Consider the following 18,148-nt stretch of genomic DNA (forward strand, 5'->3'; position numbering starts at 1 on the left):
AAAAAAAAAACTTGTCGTTCGCATAAGGTCCCAAAGGGGGTATGCAAACCGACAAGCTTTTATAGGGTACTTTGTCTTACTTTGTTATTTCAGTAATTTCAAGATCGAAAACTAAATTTGCGTTCGGTGGAATTACATTTCCTGCGCCACTGGCACCATATCCTAGGTGTGATGGAATAAATAAACGAACCTTGTCGCCTTCCTTCATCTGCAAAAGTCCTTCTCTGAACCCTGGAATCAAACGAGCCTCAGGACTGTAATCCATAGGTATTGCCTGATAGCCGCCACCTTGTTTTCTGTTGGCATCGAACTTTCCGAATTTTGTCGCAACTTCTTCATAATTGCTGTCAAATAGGGTACCGTCTGATAAATATCCGGCATAGTATACATTTACTTTCTGGCCAACTCTTGGCTTATCGCCAGTGCCTTCCTTCAAGGTAAATACTTTAAGACCAGAAGGTAGTTCTTGAGCAGATTTTTCCTGTTCATTGATCTCTGCTACAAAATCGTTTTTTAATTTTTCCATGGCCTTTACCCTCGCTTCTTCTTCTGCGAAGTAATCTGTCATGATTTGTACGGCATCAAACTTTTTGGCCGCCTTGCCATTTCGTATAATCTCGATGGTTTCCATGACCACATCATCAACCGGTTTATCTCTCTCGGCAGTGGCAACATTGGCAATAGAATCTACTACATCCAGTCCTACAACAACTTCCCCAAATACGGTATGTCTGCCGTCTAAAAATGGCGTTTCCTTATGCGTGATAAAAAACTGACTTCCGTTGGTTGCCGGTCCCGAGTTGGCCATAGATAAAATACCTGCCTTATTGTGTTTCAAAGAGTCATTTATTTCGTCCTTGAATTTATAGCCTGGATTTCCAGTACCGGTACCCGTTGGGTCGCCTCCCTGTATCATAAAGTCCTTAATGACTCTGTGGAAAATAATACTGTCGTAGTATTTTTTTCCTTTGTACTCTTCATTGACAAAAGGATTTTTTCCTTCGGCCAATGAAACAAAATTTGCTACCGTGACCGGCGTCTTTTCGCTTTCTAATTTTATGATAATATCGCCTTTATTGGTTTTGATGTCTGCAAAAAGACCATCGCCCAAATCTGCATGCTTGCTAGACTTACAGCTCGAAACAGCAATGGAGATCATTGCCAATAATAAATAGGTTTTTTTCATTTGATGAAATTTTAATTTTGAATATTAGTGGATTGTTTATCTATTTTTAAAATTGAAACAGTGGCTTTTAAAGGAATGTTGATGCCGATTTGATCATTGTCCCCGTGGTAGCCATAACCAAGGGAAGAAGGGATTAAAAAGGTAGCTGTTTCATTTTCTTTCAAAAGTTTTACAGCGGTGCGCAAGCCGGGGAACAGCTCTTGTTTGTCTACCTTATATGTAATAATACCAATATCTTGCTGCGTGTAAATAGTGTCGTTTTCAAAACTTACCAGATTGTATTGCAAGCTTACCAAATCATCTGTTTGCGGAAAATAGTCTGCCTGATCGTTCTTATTTACGTAATAATACCAAGATCCTCCACCGCTAGAAAAATACGTGTTTAGGGAATCTTGGGCTATGATTTTTTGCATCATAGCTTCTTCTATAGCCAATAAGTTTTTGTTTCGCTCTACAGACTGCTGTAAGATATTGCCTGTTTTGACCTTAACAGGTCGGCGCGCCTCTGTTTCGGAACAACCGATAATGACTATCAAAAATGTAAAAAATAAGAGGTGTTTCAAGCTTCTAGATTTCAGTTATTGTAATTGAGTTAAACGATTTTTCTGTAAGAAAGGTATTAAAATTTTTCTTTACAAGCTGCAACAAATGGGTTTTGTATGAAGGCAGACCTTCTTATGGCAATGATAATACTTTAGGCTTTCAAGGCATCTTTGTATTGTGGAAGCAAGGACTTAAAAAAGTTCGTTGTTTCTTCCATAGACACATCACTACGTCCTCCTGATGCATTGGTATGGCCGCCACCGTTGAAATGATTTCTTGCAAATTCATTGACAGAAAAAGTCCCCTCTGACCTAAAGGATATTTTTATGATGCCTTCTTCTTTGTTCTCTATGAAAATAACGGCAAATTTTATCCCTTCTAAGGTTAACCCGTAATTTACAAAACCTTCGGTATCTCCTTTTTTATATTCCCATTGGTCTAACTCATCCTGCGACAAGGTGATATAAGTAGTATGGTATTCCTCTAAAATGACCATATTTTTTAAGGCACATCCCAGAAGATGCAATCTGCTTGGGGTATTGGTGTCGTACACCTTGTTATGGGCTTCGGTGTTTTTAGCCCCTTTGTCTATTAATTGGGCAACTACCTTATGGGTTCTGCTGGTAGTAGATGAAAATTTAAAGGAACCAGTATCGGTCATTATTCCGGTATATAGGCAAATTCCTATTTCCGGGTCAATGAGATCGGTATCGTTTAAGGCTTCTATAAAGTTATACACCATTTCACAAGTAGAACTCATACTTACGTCAGAGTACATGATTTGGGCGTAATCCGCAGGCTCTTGGTGGTGGTCAATCATTACAAAAGTAGCCGTTGCCTCTTCTAACAATGGTTGTAACTGACCAATTCTACCAAGGTGGTTGAAATCTAAAGTAAAAATTACCGAGGCATTGGAAATGAGTTCCTTGGCCGTAGATGCTTCCTTTTCATAATTGACGATTTTCTCACTTTCTGGCATCCATTTTAAAAACTTCGGGAAATCGTTAGGGGAAATAATGGTGGCCTCGTGTCCTTTTTTGCTCAGATAGTGCCATAGTCCTAAAGTGCTTCCAATAGCATCTCCATCAGGGTTCTTATGCGGAATAATAACAATTTTTTGTGGCGTGCCCAATAACGCCTTAATGGCTTGTGTAATCTCTAAATTCATGCGGGCTAAGATACAATTATTAGTATATACTTTTGTCCTAATAAAACTCTTTTTAAACCCTTGGATATAGCCTGCTGATATTAATTCTTGGTTGTTTTATTAAGTGGGGTGGGGTACTTGTGTCTAAGGTCGATATAGTAAAGCTTGTCATAAATTTAATTTTAAAGAGGTGCTGTGTCTGCCTGAACTCCTAAACATATCAAAGAATTTGGATGTCTAGGATATATTAATGACAGGGAACGATTAAAACAAATCTTTATAGTAGGTGTTCTTGGCTTTAATGAAGGGAAGAGAATAGATATACTTATTTTTTGTTGTTCTAATCTTTGGTTTAAAGGGTAATTAAAAGGGGTAAAGTGTTGGAAGTCTAGAGAGAAAACGATATTGTATTGTGAGTTGAAGAATAAAACGTATTTTTGCCGAAAATTAAAAAAAATGATCACAAACAGAACATTTACCATGATTAAGCCTGATGCTGTTGAAAACGGACATATCGGTGGAATCTTGGAAAAAATATCCTCAGCTGGATTTAAAATCGTAGCTATGAAGTATACGCAATTGAGCACAAGAGATGCTGAAGCGTTTTATGCTGTTCATAGCGAGCGTCCATTTTTTGGAGAATTGGTTGAATTTATGACCAGAGGTCCTATTGTAGCTGCTATTTTAGAAAAGGACAATGCCGTTGAAGATTTTCGTGCTTTAATTGGAGCCACGAATCCTGCAGAGGCAGCAGAAGGAACTATCCGTAAATTATTTGCAACCTCCATAGGGGAAAATGCAGTTCACGGTTCGGATAGTGATGAGAATGCCGCTATTGAAGGCGCATTTCATTTTTCTGGAAGAGAAATTTTCTAGTCAAAGAAATACATAAAAAAAAGCCAGCTGAACCAGCTGGCTTTTTTAGTTTAAAGACTATCCATATGTTATCGCAAAACGATTTTTGTGATGAGGTCTTTGCCAAGCTCTTCGTTGAGCATGCTTATGATTTTTGATTTTCCGTGACTTAATTCTTCTCTTAAGACAGATGATGACAAGGAAACAAATAAAGTGTCATTTCTTAGTTCTATTGCGGTGGTATAGTTGTTTACCCCGTTTCCCATTAGGTTTTTCCATGCTTCTTGGGCATTTACCTTGTCAATTCCTTTTTGGAGGCCTTTTTCGGAAATGAATTGTTGTAACGCTTCCCCTAATTTTAAGTTGTCATTTTTTCTTTTAGCCATTATTCAGTGATGTTAATGGGTTGGAATCGTTTGTATTGATAGTGTATGTTTTCGCTATTACTGACGGTAAAACTATTTTCGGAAATGCTTATTAACTGCTCCCGCCAATCGCTTAGATCGGTTTTATAGTGTAGGGTAAAAACACCGTCTTTTTCATAGATGGTAAAATTCTCGGCATCATTGGAGGTTTCGTAAGTTCCGTCAAATTTTGGGTACATTTTTTTGCGAAATCCTTCTGAATCTTTTAATTCAATATAATCTATACTGGTATTCACTGTATAGGTTTTGGTGCTGCCATCAGGAAAAGTAACCTTTTGAATTTCCCAATATCCGTTTATCAGATTTAAGTCGGCCTTGGTAACCTTGGAGCTACAAGAGCTCAATATTATAAGCGCAAATATAACAACTAAATTTCTCATGCTATAGGTTGAAAATTTTATAAGATTGATGTATGTTTTTGATAATATTCTCCGTTCTTTCTGCATGGGTATCGCTTAGAAAAATCTGACCAAAGTTTTCTTCGTCCACTAGTCGAATAATATGCGCCACCCTATTTTCGTCCAATTTGTCAAAAATATCATCTAAAAGCAATAAAGGAGTAGTATTGGCCTGTTTTTTTATAAAATAAAATTGGGCTAATTTTAAAGCTATCAAGAACGATTTTTGCTGACCCTGACTACCAAATTTCTTAATTGGGTGACCATCGATTTCAAAACTTAGGTCGTCCTTATGGATTCCGACGCCAGTATATTGAAGAGCTCTGTCTTTGTCCAGATTTTTCTCTAATAAGGTTAATAGGTCTTCTTGTATTAGTTTGCTGTCATATAATAGGTTGACTGGTTCTTTGTTTCCCGAAATGACAGCGTACTGTTCCTTAAAAATAGGGATAAATACTTTAAGAAAGGCTACTCTTTTTGCAAATATTTCGGAGCCGTATTGATGCAGTTGTTCATTGTATACGGCTAAATTGGTCTTGTTAAAAGTTTGGTTTAGAAAGAAGTACTTTAAGAGGGAATTCCTTTGCGAAAGTATTCTGTTGTAATTGATTAAACTCTCTAAGTATTGTTTGTCGGATTGCGAAATCACTCCGTCTATAAACTTTCTTCTGGTTTCACTCCCTTCGATGATCAAATCCCGATCGGCAGGAGAAATTATGACTAAGGGTAAAAAGCCAATGTGATCCGAAAATTTTTCATACGCCTTTCCGTTGCGTTTTATGATCTTTTTCGCGCCTTTTTTTAGACTACAAAGTATTCGTTCTTCCCTATCGTTTTTCTGGAACTCCCCGTCGATCACAAAAAAATCTTCGCCATGTCTTATGTTTTGGCTGGCAATAGGGTTAAAATAACTCTTGCCAAAGGAGAGATGGTAAATAGCATCTAATACATTTGTTTTCCCAATACCATTATCTCCGACAAAACAGTTGATCTTATTGTCGAACTCAAAACTTTTAGAAGAAAAGTTTTTATAATTTATAAGTGATAATTTTTTTAAAAACATTCTGCGAAGTAAAGATTTTATTTTTCACTAGCTTAGCAAACGGCAAAATAATAAAGATTCAAAAAAATATCGATTGAATTGGTGTTCGATATTGGATAAAAACTATATTTTTGCCCGATTCATAAACTAAAAAATATGGCAACTTACAAGAAAAAAGGGTTCAAACCGAAAAACAAGGAGGAAGAAATTCAATTGAATGAGCAAGAAAGTACTACTGCGGAAGTCTTTAGCTCCTTGGATGAAGGCGCTTCTAGGTCCGAAGAATGGGTTTCTAGAAATCAAAAATACATTCTTGGTGTAATTGGTGTAGTTGCTGTGGCTGTTTTGGGGTATTTGGCATATTTTCAATTTGTTCAAAAGCCAAAAGAGGCAAGTGCAGCGAACGAGATGTTATATCCACAACAATATTTTGACATGGCCCTAGAAGGTTCTGTCGAAAAAGATTCCTTGTTTACTTTAGCTTTGGATGGAGCAGAAGGAAAATACGGTTTCTTAGATATTATCGAAGAATACAATGGGACCAAGGCTGCCAATTTAGCCAAATATTCTGCAGGTATGGCGTATTTAAACATGCAGAAGTATGACGATGCTATTAAGTATTTAGAAGACTTTTCTTCTCCAGATATGATTTTAGGCGCTTTGGCAAAAGGTGGATTAGGAGATGCATTTTTGCAATTGAACCAGCCTGCCGATGCTTTAGGGTATTATGAAAGTGCTATAGCACATAGTACGAACGATTTTACAACGCCAAAGTTTTTGTACAAAGCAGGTGTGACTGCCATGGAGTTAGGGAAAAATAATAAGGCTCTAGGGTATTTTAATAGGATAAAAGAAGAGTTTGGCACTTCTAATGAGGCCAGAAATATAGACGCCTTTATAGGTAAGGCTAAAACCAACTAAGAATGGCTACGGCTAATAAGAACTTATCGGTTTACGATAAAAACACTATCCCGAACGCAAGTAAGTTTCGATTTGGGATAGTTGTTGCTGAATGGAACCCTGCGATTACCGAAGGGCTTTACAATGGAGCTATCGAAGCTTTATTGGATTGTGGTGCTCAGGCGGAAAATATTATTCGCTGGAATGTTCCCGGGAGTTTTGAACTTACCTATGGATGTAAGAAAATGGCAAAAACCCAAGAAGTTGATGCTGTTATTGCCATTGGAAGTGTAATTCAAGGTGAGACCAAACATTTTGATTTTGTTTGTAGTGCTACGGCGCAAGGCATCAAGGATTTAAACGTGCAGTTAGATGTTCCGGTAATATTTTGTGTATTGACGGATAATAATATGCAACAGTCATTGGAGCGAAGTGGAGGTATTCACGGAAATAAGGGTACAGAAGCAGCAATTGCTGCCATAAAAATGGTCACTTTAGGGGCTTAAATCCTCAAAGGACAGGGAGGACGTTCACTTACGGATCCCGGGTATTCGTACCGCTTTAGGCAAAGAGCCATATTCTTTCCTGAAGTATACTATTACTTATAAAAAAATCTATGTATAACAGCCAAAATGTGTATATCTTTTAACATTTTTTGGCTGTATATCTACTACATATTTTTTCATTTTGAGTAACTTTGGAACAATAAGTATTATGGGAAAGTTTTCAAAATTACGCAAGAATAAAAAGTTCGATTATACGCCTCGTTACTACAAGGATCAAGGCGAGGGAAGTCCTTTTAAAATTGAGCATAAATTCGATAAATTTAGGCCTACCCTAGATGGGCGAACTGGTTTAAAGGGAAAGTTCAGCAGGGCCATGGACGATTTTAAACAAAAGGGTAATCGAAGTCAAAATATTCGGTTACTAGTGATCATCGCTATTCTTGTATTTATTTTTCTATTTATAATCGATTTCGATTTATCTATATTCAAACCTTAACAATGGCAGATATTATAAAACTCTTGCCAGATCATGTTGCCAACCAAATTGCGGCGGGAGAAGTGGTGCAAAGACCAGCTTCTGTGGTAAAGGAACTTTTGGAAAACGCTATTGATGCTGGAGCTACTACCATAAAATTAGTGATCAAAGAAGGTGGGAAAACCTTGATCCAAGTAATTGACGATGGGGTGGGAATGAGCGCTACAGACGCCCGATTAAGCTTTGAACGGCATGCTACTTCTAAAATTCAAAAAGCAGAGGATCTATTCAACTTACATACAAAGGGGTTTAGAGGAGAGGCCCTGGCCTCTATTGCTGCTATTGCCCACGTAGAAATGCACACCAAAACAGAGGAAGATGAAGTAGGTGCCCATTTAAAAATAGAAGGTAGTACCATTGTTTCACAAGAAGTTGCTGTGACTCCAAAGGGGACTTCTATGATGGTGAAAAATCTGTTTTTCAATATTCCTGCACGACGTAATTTTTTAAAATCAAGTCAGGTCGAACTTCGTCATATTATTGAAGAGTTTCAAAGGGTAAGTCTAGCACACGCCGGTATTTCCTTTCATTTCTATAATAATGGGAACGAGTTGTTTAATTTGCCTAGTTCCAACCACAGGCAACGTATTGTCAATCTTTTTGGAGGGAAAATAAAAGAAAAATTAGTGCCTGTAGATGAAGAAACTCAGGTAGTGACTATTAGTGGGTTCATAAATAAACCAGAATATGCCAAGAAGAGTAGGGGAGAACAGTTTTTCTTTGTCAACGATAGGTTTATAAGAAGCCCATATCTTCATCATGCAGTGGTGTCGGCCTTCGATGGCCTTATAAAAAAAGAAAATCATCCTGGATATTTTTTATATCTCACAGTTGACCCAGCGTCTATCGATATCAATATTCATCCGACAAAGACTGAAATTAAGTTTGACGATGAACATACCTTATACGCTATTCTTAGATCTACGATAAAACATAGTTTAGGGCAGTTTAATGTAATGCCTTCCTTGGACTTTGATAAGAATCAGAACTTGGAAACGCCTTATGAATACAAGGATAAATTGGTTCAGCAGCCTAAAATAAATGTAGATTCTAACTTCAATCCTTTTAAGGAAGAGATGCTTAGGACCAATTATAGGCCTAATTTTCAAAAACAACCTACCAAGGGTTGGGAAAGCATGTATGTTGGGATCGATGCCGAGGACGATGAAAAAGAAGCGGATACTAGTATAACCTATGAGTCAGATACTATTACCGGTTCAATTTTCGAAGGGAAAAAATCGAATTTCGAAACTGCCTCCACCACCTTTCAACTTAGAAGGAAATATATAGTAACGACCATAAAATCGGGTATGGTGGTTATAGATCAAAGCAGGGCTCATCAAAGGGTGCTCTATGAGCGTTTTTTGAAAAACATTACCATTAAAGGTGGGGTCAGTCAACAATTGTTATTTCCATTAAGATTGGCTTTTACAAAATCAGATTGTGCTATCATCCAAGAGATTAAAGAAAATCTTATCACGGTAGGATTTGTTTTTGGGGCCATAGAGGAAGAGGAAGTAGAGATTACCGGAGTGCCCTTGTCGGTACCGGAAAGTGAAGTGGGAATGATTTTAGATCAATTGATATCAGATTACCAACAAGATTTTGTGGTGGACGGTTTTTCTCAAACGGATGTTTTGTCAAAAACACTGTCAAAATCTTTAGCAGTAAAAACCGGTGAAATATTGGATAGTGATTCCCAATTGGCTTTGGTAAACGATTTGTTTGCTTGTAAGGAATCGGGAGTTAGTCCTTTTAATAAACCAATATACGTGACCATAACGGAGAGCGATATTGATAAAAAATTTTTATAAATGGGTAGAGTGACGGACGCTGTAAAGCATTTGATTATAATTAACGTGTTGTTCTTTATGGCAACACAATTATACGGAGATCAAATGTATCAGTGGTTTTCCCTTTGGTTTCCTAAAAACGGAAATTTTGGATTATGGCAGGTGATTTCTCATATGTTTATGCATGGTGGGTTTATGCATATTGTATTTAATATGTACGCCTTATGGGCTTTTGGGTCTCCTTTAGAACAAATGTGGGGCAGAAATAAATTTTTCTTTTTTTATTTTTCTGCCGGAATTGGGGCGGCGCTTATCCATACTGGAGTAAATTATTACTATTTTAATGAAGGAATGGATGCCATATTGAGTTCTGGGATCTCTAAAGAACAAGTATTGGAGGTAGTATCTAGTGGAAAATATAGTCCCAGTTGGTACGAATTGGCCTCTAAGAGTACAATTGATAACTTTTTAAGTTCTTTTAGTACTCCCGCGGTAGGGGCTTCTGGCGCAATTTATGGTATATTAGTGGCATTTGGAATGTCTTATCCCAATAGTGAGCTGTTTTTAATGTTTGTGCCTGTACCGGTGAAAGCAAAGTATTTTATACCGGTGCTTATAGGGATCGATCTATTTTCGGGAGTGACAGGATATTCTATTTTTGGAAATGGCATAGCGCATTTTGCCCATGTAGGCGGGGCTTTGTTTGGATTTTTAATGATGTGGTATTGGAAAAAAAATCAGTTTAATAGTAAGCGTTGGGATAGATAATGGATACAAATAATATTACATATCAGTATAATAGGTTAAATATAGCCGAAAAGCTTATTGTAATTAATGTATTAATATTTATCACCGCTGGTCTGCTAAAAATTCTCTTTGGGTGGTCTGGAGACACCATTACACAATGGTTTGAACTGCCGAAGGATTTTTTCCAGTTTTTGACACAACCTTGGTCTATCGTGACCTATTCTTTTTTTCACTCTGGTTTTGGCCACGTTTTTTGGAATATGATCATGTTGTATTTTTCTGGAAAAATATTTCTAAACCTTTTTGATAATAAAAGATTTATTAATGTTTACTTCCTAGGGGTTATTTTAGGGGGACTAATATTTCTATTGTCCTATAATATATTTCCAGCTTTATTGGGGATTAATACCTCTCTTATAGGAGCTTCTGCAGGGGTAACAGCCGTGTTGATCTTTGTGTGTGCTTATTTGCCAAACCAAGAGGTGCGTGTCGTTTTCTTTAATGTTAAACTATGGCATATTGGGGTATTTGTAGTAGCTCTAGATCTGATACAGATTTCTTATGGAGGTAACGTCGGAGGGCGCTTGGCTCATTTAGGAGGGGCTGCTTTAGGGTATTATTATGCACGTCAACTTTTTAAAGGTCATGATATAGGTAGTGGTTTCTCTAAATTCTTGGGGTATATGGAGGATATTTTTAAAAGAAAGGAAAAAAAGGCTTCTTTAAAAACAGTTTATCGTAGGGAAAGCTCGGGAGCAAAAAGCAAGGAGTTTTATGATAAGGAGAGCCACCAGCGTAAAATAGATGCTATTTTGGACAAAATCAGTAAATCTGGTTATGAAAGCCTTTCTAAGGCCGAAAAGGATTTTTTGTTCAAAGCAGGTAAAGAATAAGTAAGGTCTTGAAAAATTTAAATTTTTTCGATAAAACAGTCTTTCTGTTTAATGTGGTCTTAGCGTTTTTATTGCTAATTTCTTTTGTTGTTCCCTATATCTCCGTAGTTCATTTTCCTTATCTGTCCGTCCTTAGTTTAGGGGTGCCCATAATGGTATTGATAAATATGCTCTTTTTGTTTTATTGGACCCTTAGGCGTAAAAGGCAATTGCTGCTTTCTTTGTTGGTGATAAGTATGGGGTACATTTGCTTGGATGGCTTTTTTATGTTTAAGCTAAAGGAAGAGCCCGTGGTGGTGGACCAGTTAAATATAATGAGTTACAATGTCCGTGGATTTAATAAATACAACTGGATTAAGGATACGACCGTTGGTAACCAAATCATAGATTTTATTAAAGTCGAAAATCCTGATATTCTGTGTATTCAAGAATTTTCCCGTATCAGGCATAGGGATTTAAAAAATAGTTTCAAGTATCACTATATTAGCGATATACGCGGAGAAAAGAAATCTTTGCAAGCTATTTATTCTAATTATCCCATTCTTTCAAAGGGTTCTTTAAACTTTCCTCAGAGTCAGAACAATGCTATTTATGCCGATATCCGATACCAAAAGGACACGATAAGGGTTTACAATCTGCATTTAGAATCCCTAAGGTTAATACCCAATGCAGAAGTTCTAACGCAAGAGGCTTCCTCAAAACTATATAAAAGACTGGGGAACTCCTTTGGAAAGCAACAAGAACAGGCCGATATTTTTCGGAAGCATAAAAATGCGGCGCCGTATAAAACGATTGTATGTGGCGATTTTAATAATACGCAATTCTCTAATGTGTATAAGGTAATCCGAGGAGACATGAAAGACTCCTTTATAGAGCAAGGCACTGGCTACGGACGTACGTTTAATTTTGAGTATTATCCAATGCGAATAGATTTTATTTTAGTGGATAAGGCATTTAAGGTTAGGGCCCACAAGAATTTCAACTTAAAATTATCAGATCATTTCCCGGTAATGGCTTCTTTTGATATGGATTATGATCAATAGGTAAGAAGTTCAATGAGGAGGATTATCGTACTTCTCACAATGAATTGGCTTGCGCTATTAATAGTTAAACCTCTAAGGGACATTCCAGACTAAGAAAACAAGGGTGTAATAAAGGGACCCAATTGGGCCCCTTGTATCTAATTATCCTAGTAAGTAAGATGGTTATAATTCATCTACTATTTGTTCAGCAGAGGTAACTCCCGGAGGTAATTCTATTACCTTTAAGTTTCTAAAATGGATTTCGGCTCCTTCAGATTCTAGGCAGAGGTATCCTTTTTTAATGGAGGACTTGCTGATTCCGTTTACAAATTTCCCGTTTACCGATAATTTTACGGTGCCGTCCACACAAATTACTTTGTAGCTGTTCCACTCTCCCTTCCCTAGAGCTCTATTTTCCACTGACTTACTTCTGTTTCCTCTAGGGTTGTCCGGGATGGTAGTAACCCCGCCCACGCCAAACAATTCTCCGTGTACATAGGCAATGGGTGGCTTTACGCCGTCGCGTATATTCTGGTTTACCCAATCTAGCTCTAACATCTGTACTTCTACACCCCCTGGAAGTCTGTTTTGCTCCCCGGGTATGGCGTCGCTCCATACAAACATACCAGAATTTCCTCCTGCTTCCATATGCCGCCATTCTACGGTTAGAATGAAGTTTTCGTACATCTTTTCGGAGCGCATAACGCCTATGGGTAGCCCCTTGCATACCAGGAGATCGCCTTCTTTATGCCAGGTATCTGGCTCCGTATTTACATTGATCCATTTAATTTCCTGGACATTTCCCTTGTCGGCAGATACCAAGTGATCAAGACTGGTTTCGCTACCAAAGAATAGGGGTTTTTCTTGTGCTTTTATTTTTAAGCTGCTGCCCCATAGTGCCAAGAGGCATAACAATAAGGAGGGTTTCATATTAAATTGGTGGGTTATAGAGCTGTTTACTCCTTTGGGGACGTATTCGCCAAAAAAGTAAACAGCGGTTGTTTTAAATGTTATTTAGGATTAGATGAATTTAGTTTTACCGGGAATGGCCACTGGTGGAGTAGGCCATTTTAAATTCCAATTGTAGTCCTCTATTTTGGGGCCGAGGTTTTCTTTGGAATTAAAGGCTTGATCCCAGGTGAGGGTTTGGCCGGTGTAAGCAACCATACGTGCCCAAATGGCCAACATGGTACTCTTAGACATCCATTCCCCATCGTTCATAGGCTGCCCGTTTCGGATGGAGGCAAATAGCTCATCGTGCTCTGTCTGGAACATATTATTCCTTTCCCCGTCATAGGTATAGTTGTTCTTACCGGTGATTTCATATCTGCGTCCAATATGGGTTATAGAAGAGCCTTCGGTACCTAGGACCTCTACGCTGTTCCTATGGGAGGTGTTGTTTTGTTGCCTGGTAAAGTGGTAGGCCTTGGCCCCGTTTTCATATTCGAACTCTACCGCAAAATGATCGTATATATTTCCATACTTACTATCTACCCGTACTTGTCGGCCTCCAGTTCCAGTGGCACTTACGGGCATTTTATCTCCCATAACCCAAGACATCATATCTAGGCTATGTACTGCTTGTTCCACTACTATATCGCCCGATAGCCAATTGTAGTAATACCAGTTGCGCATTTCGTAGGTCATATCCGTCCAATCTGGCTGACGGTCCTTATACCATGCCTCGCCTCCATGACGAAAGGTAGTAACGGTTCTGATGTCCCCAATCTGACCATCTAGGACACGTCCAAAGATTTCCCTGTTGGGATAGTCATATCGAAAACAAAAACCTGACACCAGGGAAAGGCCCTTTTCCTTAGCTTTTTTGGCGGCGGCCAATACTTTATGTATTCCGGGTGCATCTACGGCAACGGGTTTTTCGCAAAATACATGTTTCCCTGCTTCTACCGCAGCATTTAGATGGTCTGGTCTAAAGGCCGGTGGAGTGGTAAGTAATACCACATCCACGCCCGAATCTATTACTTTTTGGTAGGCGTCAAATCCTATGAATTTATTTTCTGGAGCAACCTTTACCTTGTTTCCCATGGCTTTCTGCAATTCCCTATGTGCCAAATTCAATTGGTCTTCAAACACATCGCCCATGGCGTAGAGAATTACGTTTGGATCTGCTTGTAAGGCTTGGGCGGCAGCACCGGTACCACGACCACCACAGCCAATTAAACCCACTTTTAGGGTGGAGTCTTTATATAGGCTATTGGCGCCAAAGGTGAGTGCTGGCGTTACTAAGGATCCCCCGAGCAGGGCAATGCCAGATTTTTTGATGAAGTCTCTTCTTCCCGATGGAAAAGGGGGGTAGATTTTATGATTTCCCATAGTATTTTATGAGTTTGCTATGATAGGGTTAAATGAAACATATAAAATAGTAATTATTTTCTATTCTTTAAAAGAGGAAGGACAAAAAACTTTAAGAATTGGCATTGCTGCCTGCTTCTAAAAAAGCTGCTACTTAAAAAAGGAGTGTGTTTATCCGGGGTCTAACCCATATCCAAGATATATAACTACATTAAAAGGCAATCCGTAGTGTCTGCTACGATATGGATTACCAAGGCCAATCCGAATATCCTGGTTTTTTTGGGGATTAACATCACTACATACAAAGCAATTGCCCAGTAGGTGTGTAGGGGGTGAAAATTAATGCTGCATCGATTCGGATCAAATAGGGGGTCGGCCAATACATGGTCAATATCTATGATTATACCTGCCAATAAAATGGCGATCACAGTGAAACGATGTTTTTTATAGAAAAGAAGTCCTATAATGATAGGAACAATAAAGTGTATCCCATAATGGACGCAAAACCTAAGCATTTAAATAGGTTAGGTTTATGCTTTTAAGGTAAGAAAGCGTGTTGGGGCCTTCGTTAAAAAGCAAGTCTAATATGCTAAGGTTCTTTATAAAATGGTGTCGGTCATCAAATACCTGTACATACTCAGGTTGTTCTAGTGCTACTTCTTTTTTGGATAAGATTAAAAATCTTCCGTCCTTATCCGGAGTCAAATCTTTTTTAAATTCCGAAGTTCTTGTCGTAGGCATCTTTATCTGAAGGCAATCGCAAACGGTCGCTATAGTGGCTAAATTATACTCCATCAAAGAGTCGTATTCATTTTCAAAGAGGGGCGCTAGTTCATCTTCGTAGAACTCAAAGAAAGGGGAAGTTCTATAGGCTGTTTGCAAGGTGCGCCAATGTTGTCTTTGCCATTGATAAGAATTATCGATCTTAAGTTCTGAATACTTTTGCTTACCACTAGTTTTTTTCTCGTGTTTTATGGGGATATTAAGCATATGCATGCCAATGTCCGTGGCAATATAGCAGCGGTTTCGGAAGGTTTGTTTTTGATAATTATCATGAACCTCCCAACAAATATTGTTCTGAACAATAGCGGCGAAATTAGCGATGTTAAGAAAGTAACCAGGGTGAAGGACAAGTGTCATGGTTGTGATTAAATCTTATTAATACGAATGTTTTATAGGGGTATTTTGAGACCGTTCCCAAAACCGGTTCAAGAAGCAAAGGATAGTAGTTTAGTGTATCAAGCTACTATCCCATGCATGATGTTGTTCTGCGGCTTCCGTTTACTATAAATGGAAGCCGTTATTTGACTCTAACTTTATTGGTCTTCTGTTTTCGCTTGTTTCTTTTTTCTAAAATAATCAAAGGCAAACCAAGCTCCTAGGGCAATTAAAAAGTATTTAAAATAAGAGACTGGTTCTCCATCGCCACCAACAGTGGTGAAAACCCTATCCCATCTAATTTTCCAATTGCTTAGGCCGTCATTAATGCCGTCTACGCTCATCCAAATAAAAACAGGAGTACCTACGACATGGTCTTCGGGAACATAGCCCCAATAGCGGCTATCTTCTGAACGATGTCTGTTATCTCCCATCATCCAATAATAGTCTTGTTTGAAGGTGTAGCTGTTTGCCACTTCCCCGTTGATAAGTATCTGGTTTCCATTTACCACAAGGTCGTTTCCTTCGTATTCCTTAATTATTTTTTCATATAAAGGAAGTACTTCTAGGTTTAGAGGAACCGTTTTTCCTTCTTCCGGGATGTAAATGGTTTTCATATTGTCCGAAGTTCCTGCATAGGCGGCATTTTGAGGGAATACATCCGTATGGGGAATGGTGTAAGCGAACTTTTTTATGTCAGTTATACCGGCCTTTCCGGTATAATTTTTAGCTTCTTCTTCTGTTAAATTAAAAAGAGCCATATTTTTTACTTCTTCGGCCTTTAGGAAATTCACAACCTTTTGGTTGCTGATATTACCAGTATAATAGGTATAGGCGCTATCAGAGCTAATCTTGTCTAAATGCATGGCATTAATAACCTCTTGGGCACGATCCTGTTCCAGAGAACTTGCTGGGACACGTATCACGTTTCCAGATACATTTTCCCTGCCTAGAAGGTCTATGGAGGCAGTAGTGAATTGATCGGCCACTGTTACCGTATGTAAAAATTGCGGTTTTGCCCTATAGGGAAGCACCGTTTTTTTGCCATTGATATGAACATAACCATCGATAATAGAAAGGGAATCGCCAGGGACTCCAACACATCGTTTAACGTAGTTCGATTTTTTGTCTATTGGTTTTCTTACCCCTGCCTGCTTTTTAAAGAATTGGTATACCGTATCGGCAGGCCAACTGAAGACCACAATATCATTTCTTTTGATTTTTTTAAAACCAGGAAGTCTTAAATATGGCAGCTGTAATTTGTTCCAGATCGAAGTTTTGTAGGTAGCCGGATCTACATCGGCGATATAAGATCTTGATTTAAAAACAGGTAAGGTATCGTGTACCATGGGCGCTGCAACGGTAGTCATTGGGACACGGGCACCGTAATGAAATTTACTTACAAATAGGAAATCGCCAACAAGTAAAGTCTTCTCTAATGAAGATGTTGGGATTACAAAGGGCTGAATTAAATAGGTATGTACCAAGGTAGCTGCAACAATGGCAAATACGATGGAGCTTACCCATTCCCCAATAGCTGTTCTTGGATGAAGATCCCTGTTTTCGACATATTTTACGTCTAAAAAGTAATTTACATAATAGATATATAAACCAAAGGTTAATAGTACTAGCCAAGTATCAACTAAGGAATTTTTGCCAAAACTACGGATGGTTTCTACCCATATCACAGGAAACATTAACAAATTGATGATGGGTATGAAAAGTAATAGAACCCACCATTTTGGCCTGCCAATAATTTTCATTAGAATAATGGCGTTATACACGGGTATGGCAGCTTCCCATGCTTTTCTTCCTGCCTTTACATAAAGTTTCCAAGTTCCCAAAAAATGTATAACTTGGATAATAAGAATAAAAATAATCCACTGTGTACCGTTCATAATCTATTGGTGTTGATTAATGATGAAGGGATCTTAATCCCGCCATAGTTAAGTCTTAGCTGTCTTGTTTTTGTTACGTTCCTTAACTTAGGTTTAACACATCTTTCATGGTAAAAACGCCTTTTTTACCGACAATCCACTCGGCTGCAACAACGGCACCAAGTGCAAATCCTTCCCGGTTATGGGCGGTGTGCTTAATTTCAATCGAATCAACTGCACTATCATAAGATACGGTATGGGTTCCCGGAACATCGGCAATACGTTTGGCTGTAATGGCAATTTCGTTCTCTTTTGCCGTATCCAATTGCCACCCGGAGTAATCTGTTTCTTCAATAATCCCTTCTGCCAAAGTTATTGCAGTACCACTAGGGGCGTCTAGTTTTTGGGTATGGTGAATTTCTTCCATACTTACATTGTACTCTTTAAGTTGCTTCATCATTTTGGCTAAATGTGAATTTAGTTCAAAAAATAAATTCACACCAAGACTATAGTTAGAGGCATAAATGAAGGCACCATTTTTTTCTTTACAAAGGCTTACTGCCTTGTCGTAATCTTTTAACCATCCGGTAGTTCCGCAAATGATAGGAATATTGTGTTCCAAACAACTTTTAATGTTGGAAAAAGCGGCATTGGGCATACTAAAATCGATGGCAACATCTATTTTTGAGTAGTCGATATCTGTGGTATCCAAATCAATTTTTTCTACAATGGTATGGTTTCTGTTTAGGGCGATTTGTTCAATCATTTTTCCCATTTTCCCATAGCCAAACAAAGCAATATTCATAAA

The 18,148-nt window shown here is 38.3% G+C and carries 20 protein-coding genes; 8 read left to right on the forward strand and 12 right to left on the reverse strand.

The window, feature by feature from the left end; all coding sequences use genetic code 11:
* Positions 1–76: 76 nt before the first annotated feature.
* The 3 genes from HCG49_RS14110 to HCG49_RS14120 form a co-directional block, all read right to left on the reverse strand.
* Positions 77–1,186 carry a peptidylprolyl isomerase gene (locus HCG49_RS14110; protein WP_168470178.1) on the reverse strand — a complete coding sequence of 370 codons (1,110 nt, stop codon included), beginning with the start codon at positions 1,184–1,186 and terminating at the stop codon, positions 77–79.
* 11 nt (positions 1,187–1,197) lie between these two features.
* Positions 1,198–1,749, reverse strand: a complete 552-nt coding sequence (gene gldI, locus HCG49_RS14115) for a gliding motility-associated peptidyl-prolyl isomerase GldI (protein ID WP_168470179.1) — start codon at positions 1,747–1,749, stop codon at positions 1,198–1,200.
* A gap of 131 nt (positions 1,750–1,880) precedes the next feature.
* Positions 1,881–2,897, reverse strand: a complete 1,017-nt coding sequence (locus tag HCG49_RS14120; RefSeq protein WP_168470180.1) for a DHH family phosphoesterase — start codon at positions 2,895–2,897, stop codon at positions 1,881–1,883.
* 435 nt (positions 2,898–3,332) lie between these two features.
* On the opposite strand from HCG49_RS14120, the gene HCG49_RS14125 reads away from it, so the two are divergent.
* Positions 3,333–3,752: a nucleoside-diphosphate kinase gene (locus HCG49_RS14125; protein ID WP_168470181.1), complete on the forward strand. Its 420-nt coding sequence runs from the start codon at positions 3,333–3,335 to the stop codon at positions 3,750–3,752.
* Between the two features lie 68 nt (positions 3,753–3,820).
* On the opposite strand, the gene HCG49_RS14130 is transcribed toward HCG49_RS14125, so the two are convergent.
* From HCG49_RS14130 to recF, 3 genes are read right to left on the reverse strand one after another with little or no spacing between them, the layout of a single operon-like run.
* Positions 3,821–4,117, reverse strand: a complete 297-nt coding sequence (locus HCG49_RS14130; RefSeq protein WP_072765022.1) for a DUF721 domain-containing protein — start codon at positions 4,115–4,117, stop codon at positions 3,821–3,823.
* Complete coding sequence (locus HCG49_RS14135) at positions 4,117–4,536, reverse strand: lipocalin family protein (protein ID WP_168470182.1); 420 nt, start codon at positions 4,534–4,536, stop codon at positions 4,117–4,119. Before HCG49_RS14135 ends, HCG49_RS14130 begins: the two co-directional genes overlap by 1 nt.
* A gap of 1 nt (position 4,537) precedes the next feature.
* Positions 4,538–5,617, reverse strand: coding sequence for a DNA replication/repair protein RecF (recF, locus tag HCG49_RS14140; protein WP_168470183.1), 1,080 nt, complete (start codon positions 5,615–5,617; stop codon positions 4,538–4,540).
* A 135-nt stretch (positions 5,618–5,752) separates the two neighbouring features.
* Between recF and HCG49_RS14145 the strand changes: the two genes are divergently transcribed.
* The 7 genes from HCG49_RS14145 to HCG49_RS14175 all read left to right on the forward strand — a co-directional run bounded on the left by HCG49_RS14145 (position 5,753) and on the right by HCG49_RS14175 (position 12,013).
* Positions 5,753–6,517: a tetratricopeptide repeat protein gene (locus HCG49_RS14145; protein WP_168470184.1), complete on the forward strand. Its 765-nt coding sequence runs from the start codon at positions 5,753–5,755 to the stop codon at positions 6,515–6,517.
* A 2-nt stretch (positions 6,518–6,519) separates the two neighbouring features.
* Positions 6,520–7,002 (forward strand): 6,7-dimethyl-8-ribityllumazine synthase, encoded by a 483-nt coding sequence (ribH, locus tag HCG49_RS14150; RefSeq protein WP_168470185.1) that lies wholly within the window; start codon positions 6,520–6,522, stop codon positions 7,000–7,002.
* A gap of 208 nt (positions 7,003–7,210) precedes the next feature.
* Complete coding sequence (locus tag HCG49_RS14155) at positions 7,211–7,498, forward strand: riboflavin synthase subunit beta (RefSeq protein WP_072765027.1); 288 nt, start codon at positions 7,211–7,213, stop codon at positions 7,496–7,498.
* Positions 7,499–7,500: 2 nt separating this feature from the next.
* Positions 7,501–9,351, forward strand: a complete 1,851-nt coding sequence (gene mutL / locus HCG49_RS14160; RefSeq protein WP_168470186.1) for a DNA mismatch repair endonuclease MutL — start codon at positions 7,501–7,503, stop codon at positions 9,349–9,351.
* Positions 9,352–10,098, forward strand: coding sequence for a rhomboid family intramembrane serine protease (locus tag HCG49_RS14165; RefSeq protein ID WP_168470187.1), 747 nt, complete (start codon positions 9,352–9,354; stop codon positions 10,096–10,098).
* Complete coding sequence (locus tag HCG49_RS14170; RefSeq protein ID WP_168470188.1) at positions 10,098–10,970, forward strand: rhomboid family intramembrane serine protease; 873 nt, start codon at positions 10,098–10,100, stop codon at positions 10,968–10,970. Before HCG49_RS14165 ends, HCG49_RS14170 begins: the two co-directional genes overlap by 1 nt.
* Positions 10,971–10,978: 8 nt before the next feature.
* Positions 10,979–12,013 (forward strand): endonuclease/exonuclease/phosphatase family protein, encoded by a 1,035-nt coding sequence (locus HCG49_RS14175; RefSeq protein WP_168470189.1) that lies wholly within the window; start codon positions 10,979–10,981, stop codon positions 12,011–12,013.
* A 162-nt stretch (positions 12,014–12,175) separates the two neighbouring features.
* On the opposite strand, the gene HCG49_RS14180 is transcribed toward HCG49_RS14175, so the two are convergent.
* From HCG49_RS14180 to dapB, 6 genes are all read right to left on the reverse strand, one after another.
* The gene (locus HCG49_RS14180; RefSeq protein ID WP_168470190.1) at positions 12,176–12,922 is read right to left on the reverse strand and encodes a DUF1080 domain-containing protein; all 747 of its coding nucleotides are present in this window, start codon (positions 12,920–12,922) and stop codon (positions 12,176–12,178) included.
* 90 nt (positions 12,923–13,012) lie between these two features.
* Positions 13,013–14,326, reverse strand: coding sequence for a Gfo/Idh/MocA family protein (locus HCG49_RS14185; RefSeq protein WP_168470191.1), 1,314 nt, complete (start codon positions 14,324–14,326; stop codon positions 13,013–13,015).
* 185 nt (positions 14,327–14,511) lie between these two features.
* Positions 14,512–14,820 carry a DUF6122 family protein gene (locus HCG49_RS14190; protein ID WP_168470192.1) on the reverse strand — a complete coding sequence of 103 codons (309 nt, stop codon included), beginning with the start codon at positions 14,818–14,820 and terminating at the stop codon, positions 14,512–14,514.
* Complete coding sequence (locus HCG49_RS14195; protein ID WP_168470193.1) at positions 14,813–15,445, reverse strand: WbqC family protein; 633 nt, start codon at positions 15,443–15,445, stop codon at positions 14,813–14,815. The genes HCG49_RS14190 and HCG49_RS14195 overlap by 8 nt, the downstream gene beginning before the upstream one ends.
* Positions 15,446–15,621: 176 nt before the next feature.
* Positions 15,622–17,361 carry a signal peptidase I gene (gene lepB / locus HCG49_RS14200; RefSeq protein WP_168470194.1) on the reverse strand — a complete coding sequence of 580 codons (1,740 nt, stop codon included), beginning with the start codon at positions 17,359–17,361 and terminating at the stop codon, positions 15,622–15,624.
* Between the two features lie 82 nt (positions 17,362–17,443).
* Positions 17,444–18,145 (reverse strand): 4-hydroxy-tetrahydrodipicolinate reductase, encoded by a 702-nt coding sequence (dapB, locus tag HCG49_RS14205; RefSeq protein WP_168470195.1) that lies wholly within the window; start codon positions 18,143–18,145, stop codon positions 17,444–17,446.
* Between the last annotated feature and the right edge of the window lie 3 nt (positions 18,146–18,148).

Origin of the sequence: Arenibacter sp. 6A1 (assembly GCF_012272855.1) — a bacterium.
Lineage (GTDB): Bacteria > Bacteroidota > Bacteroidia > Flavobacteriales > Flavobacteriaceae > Arenibacter.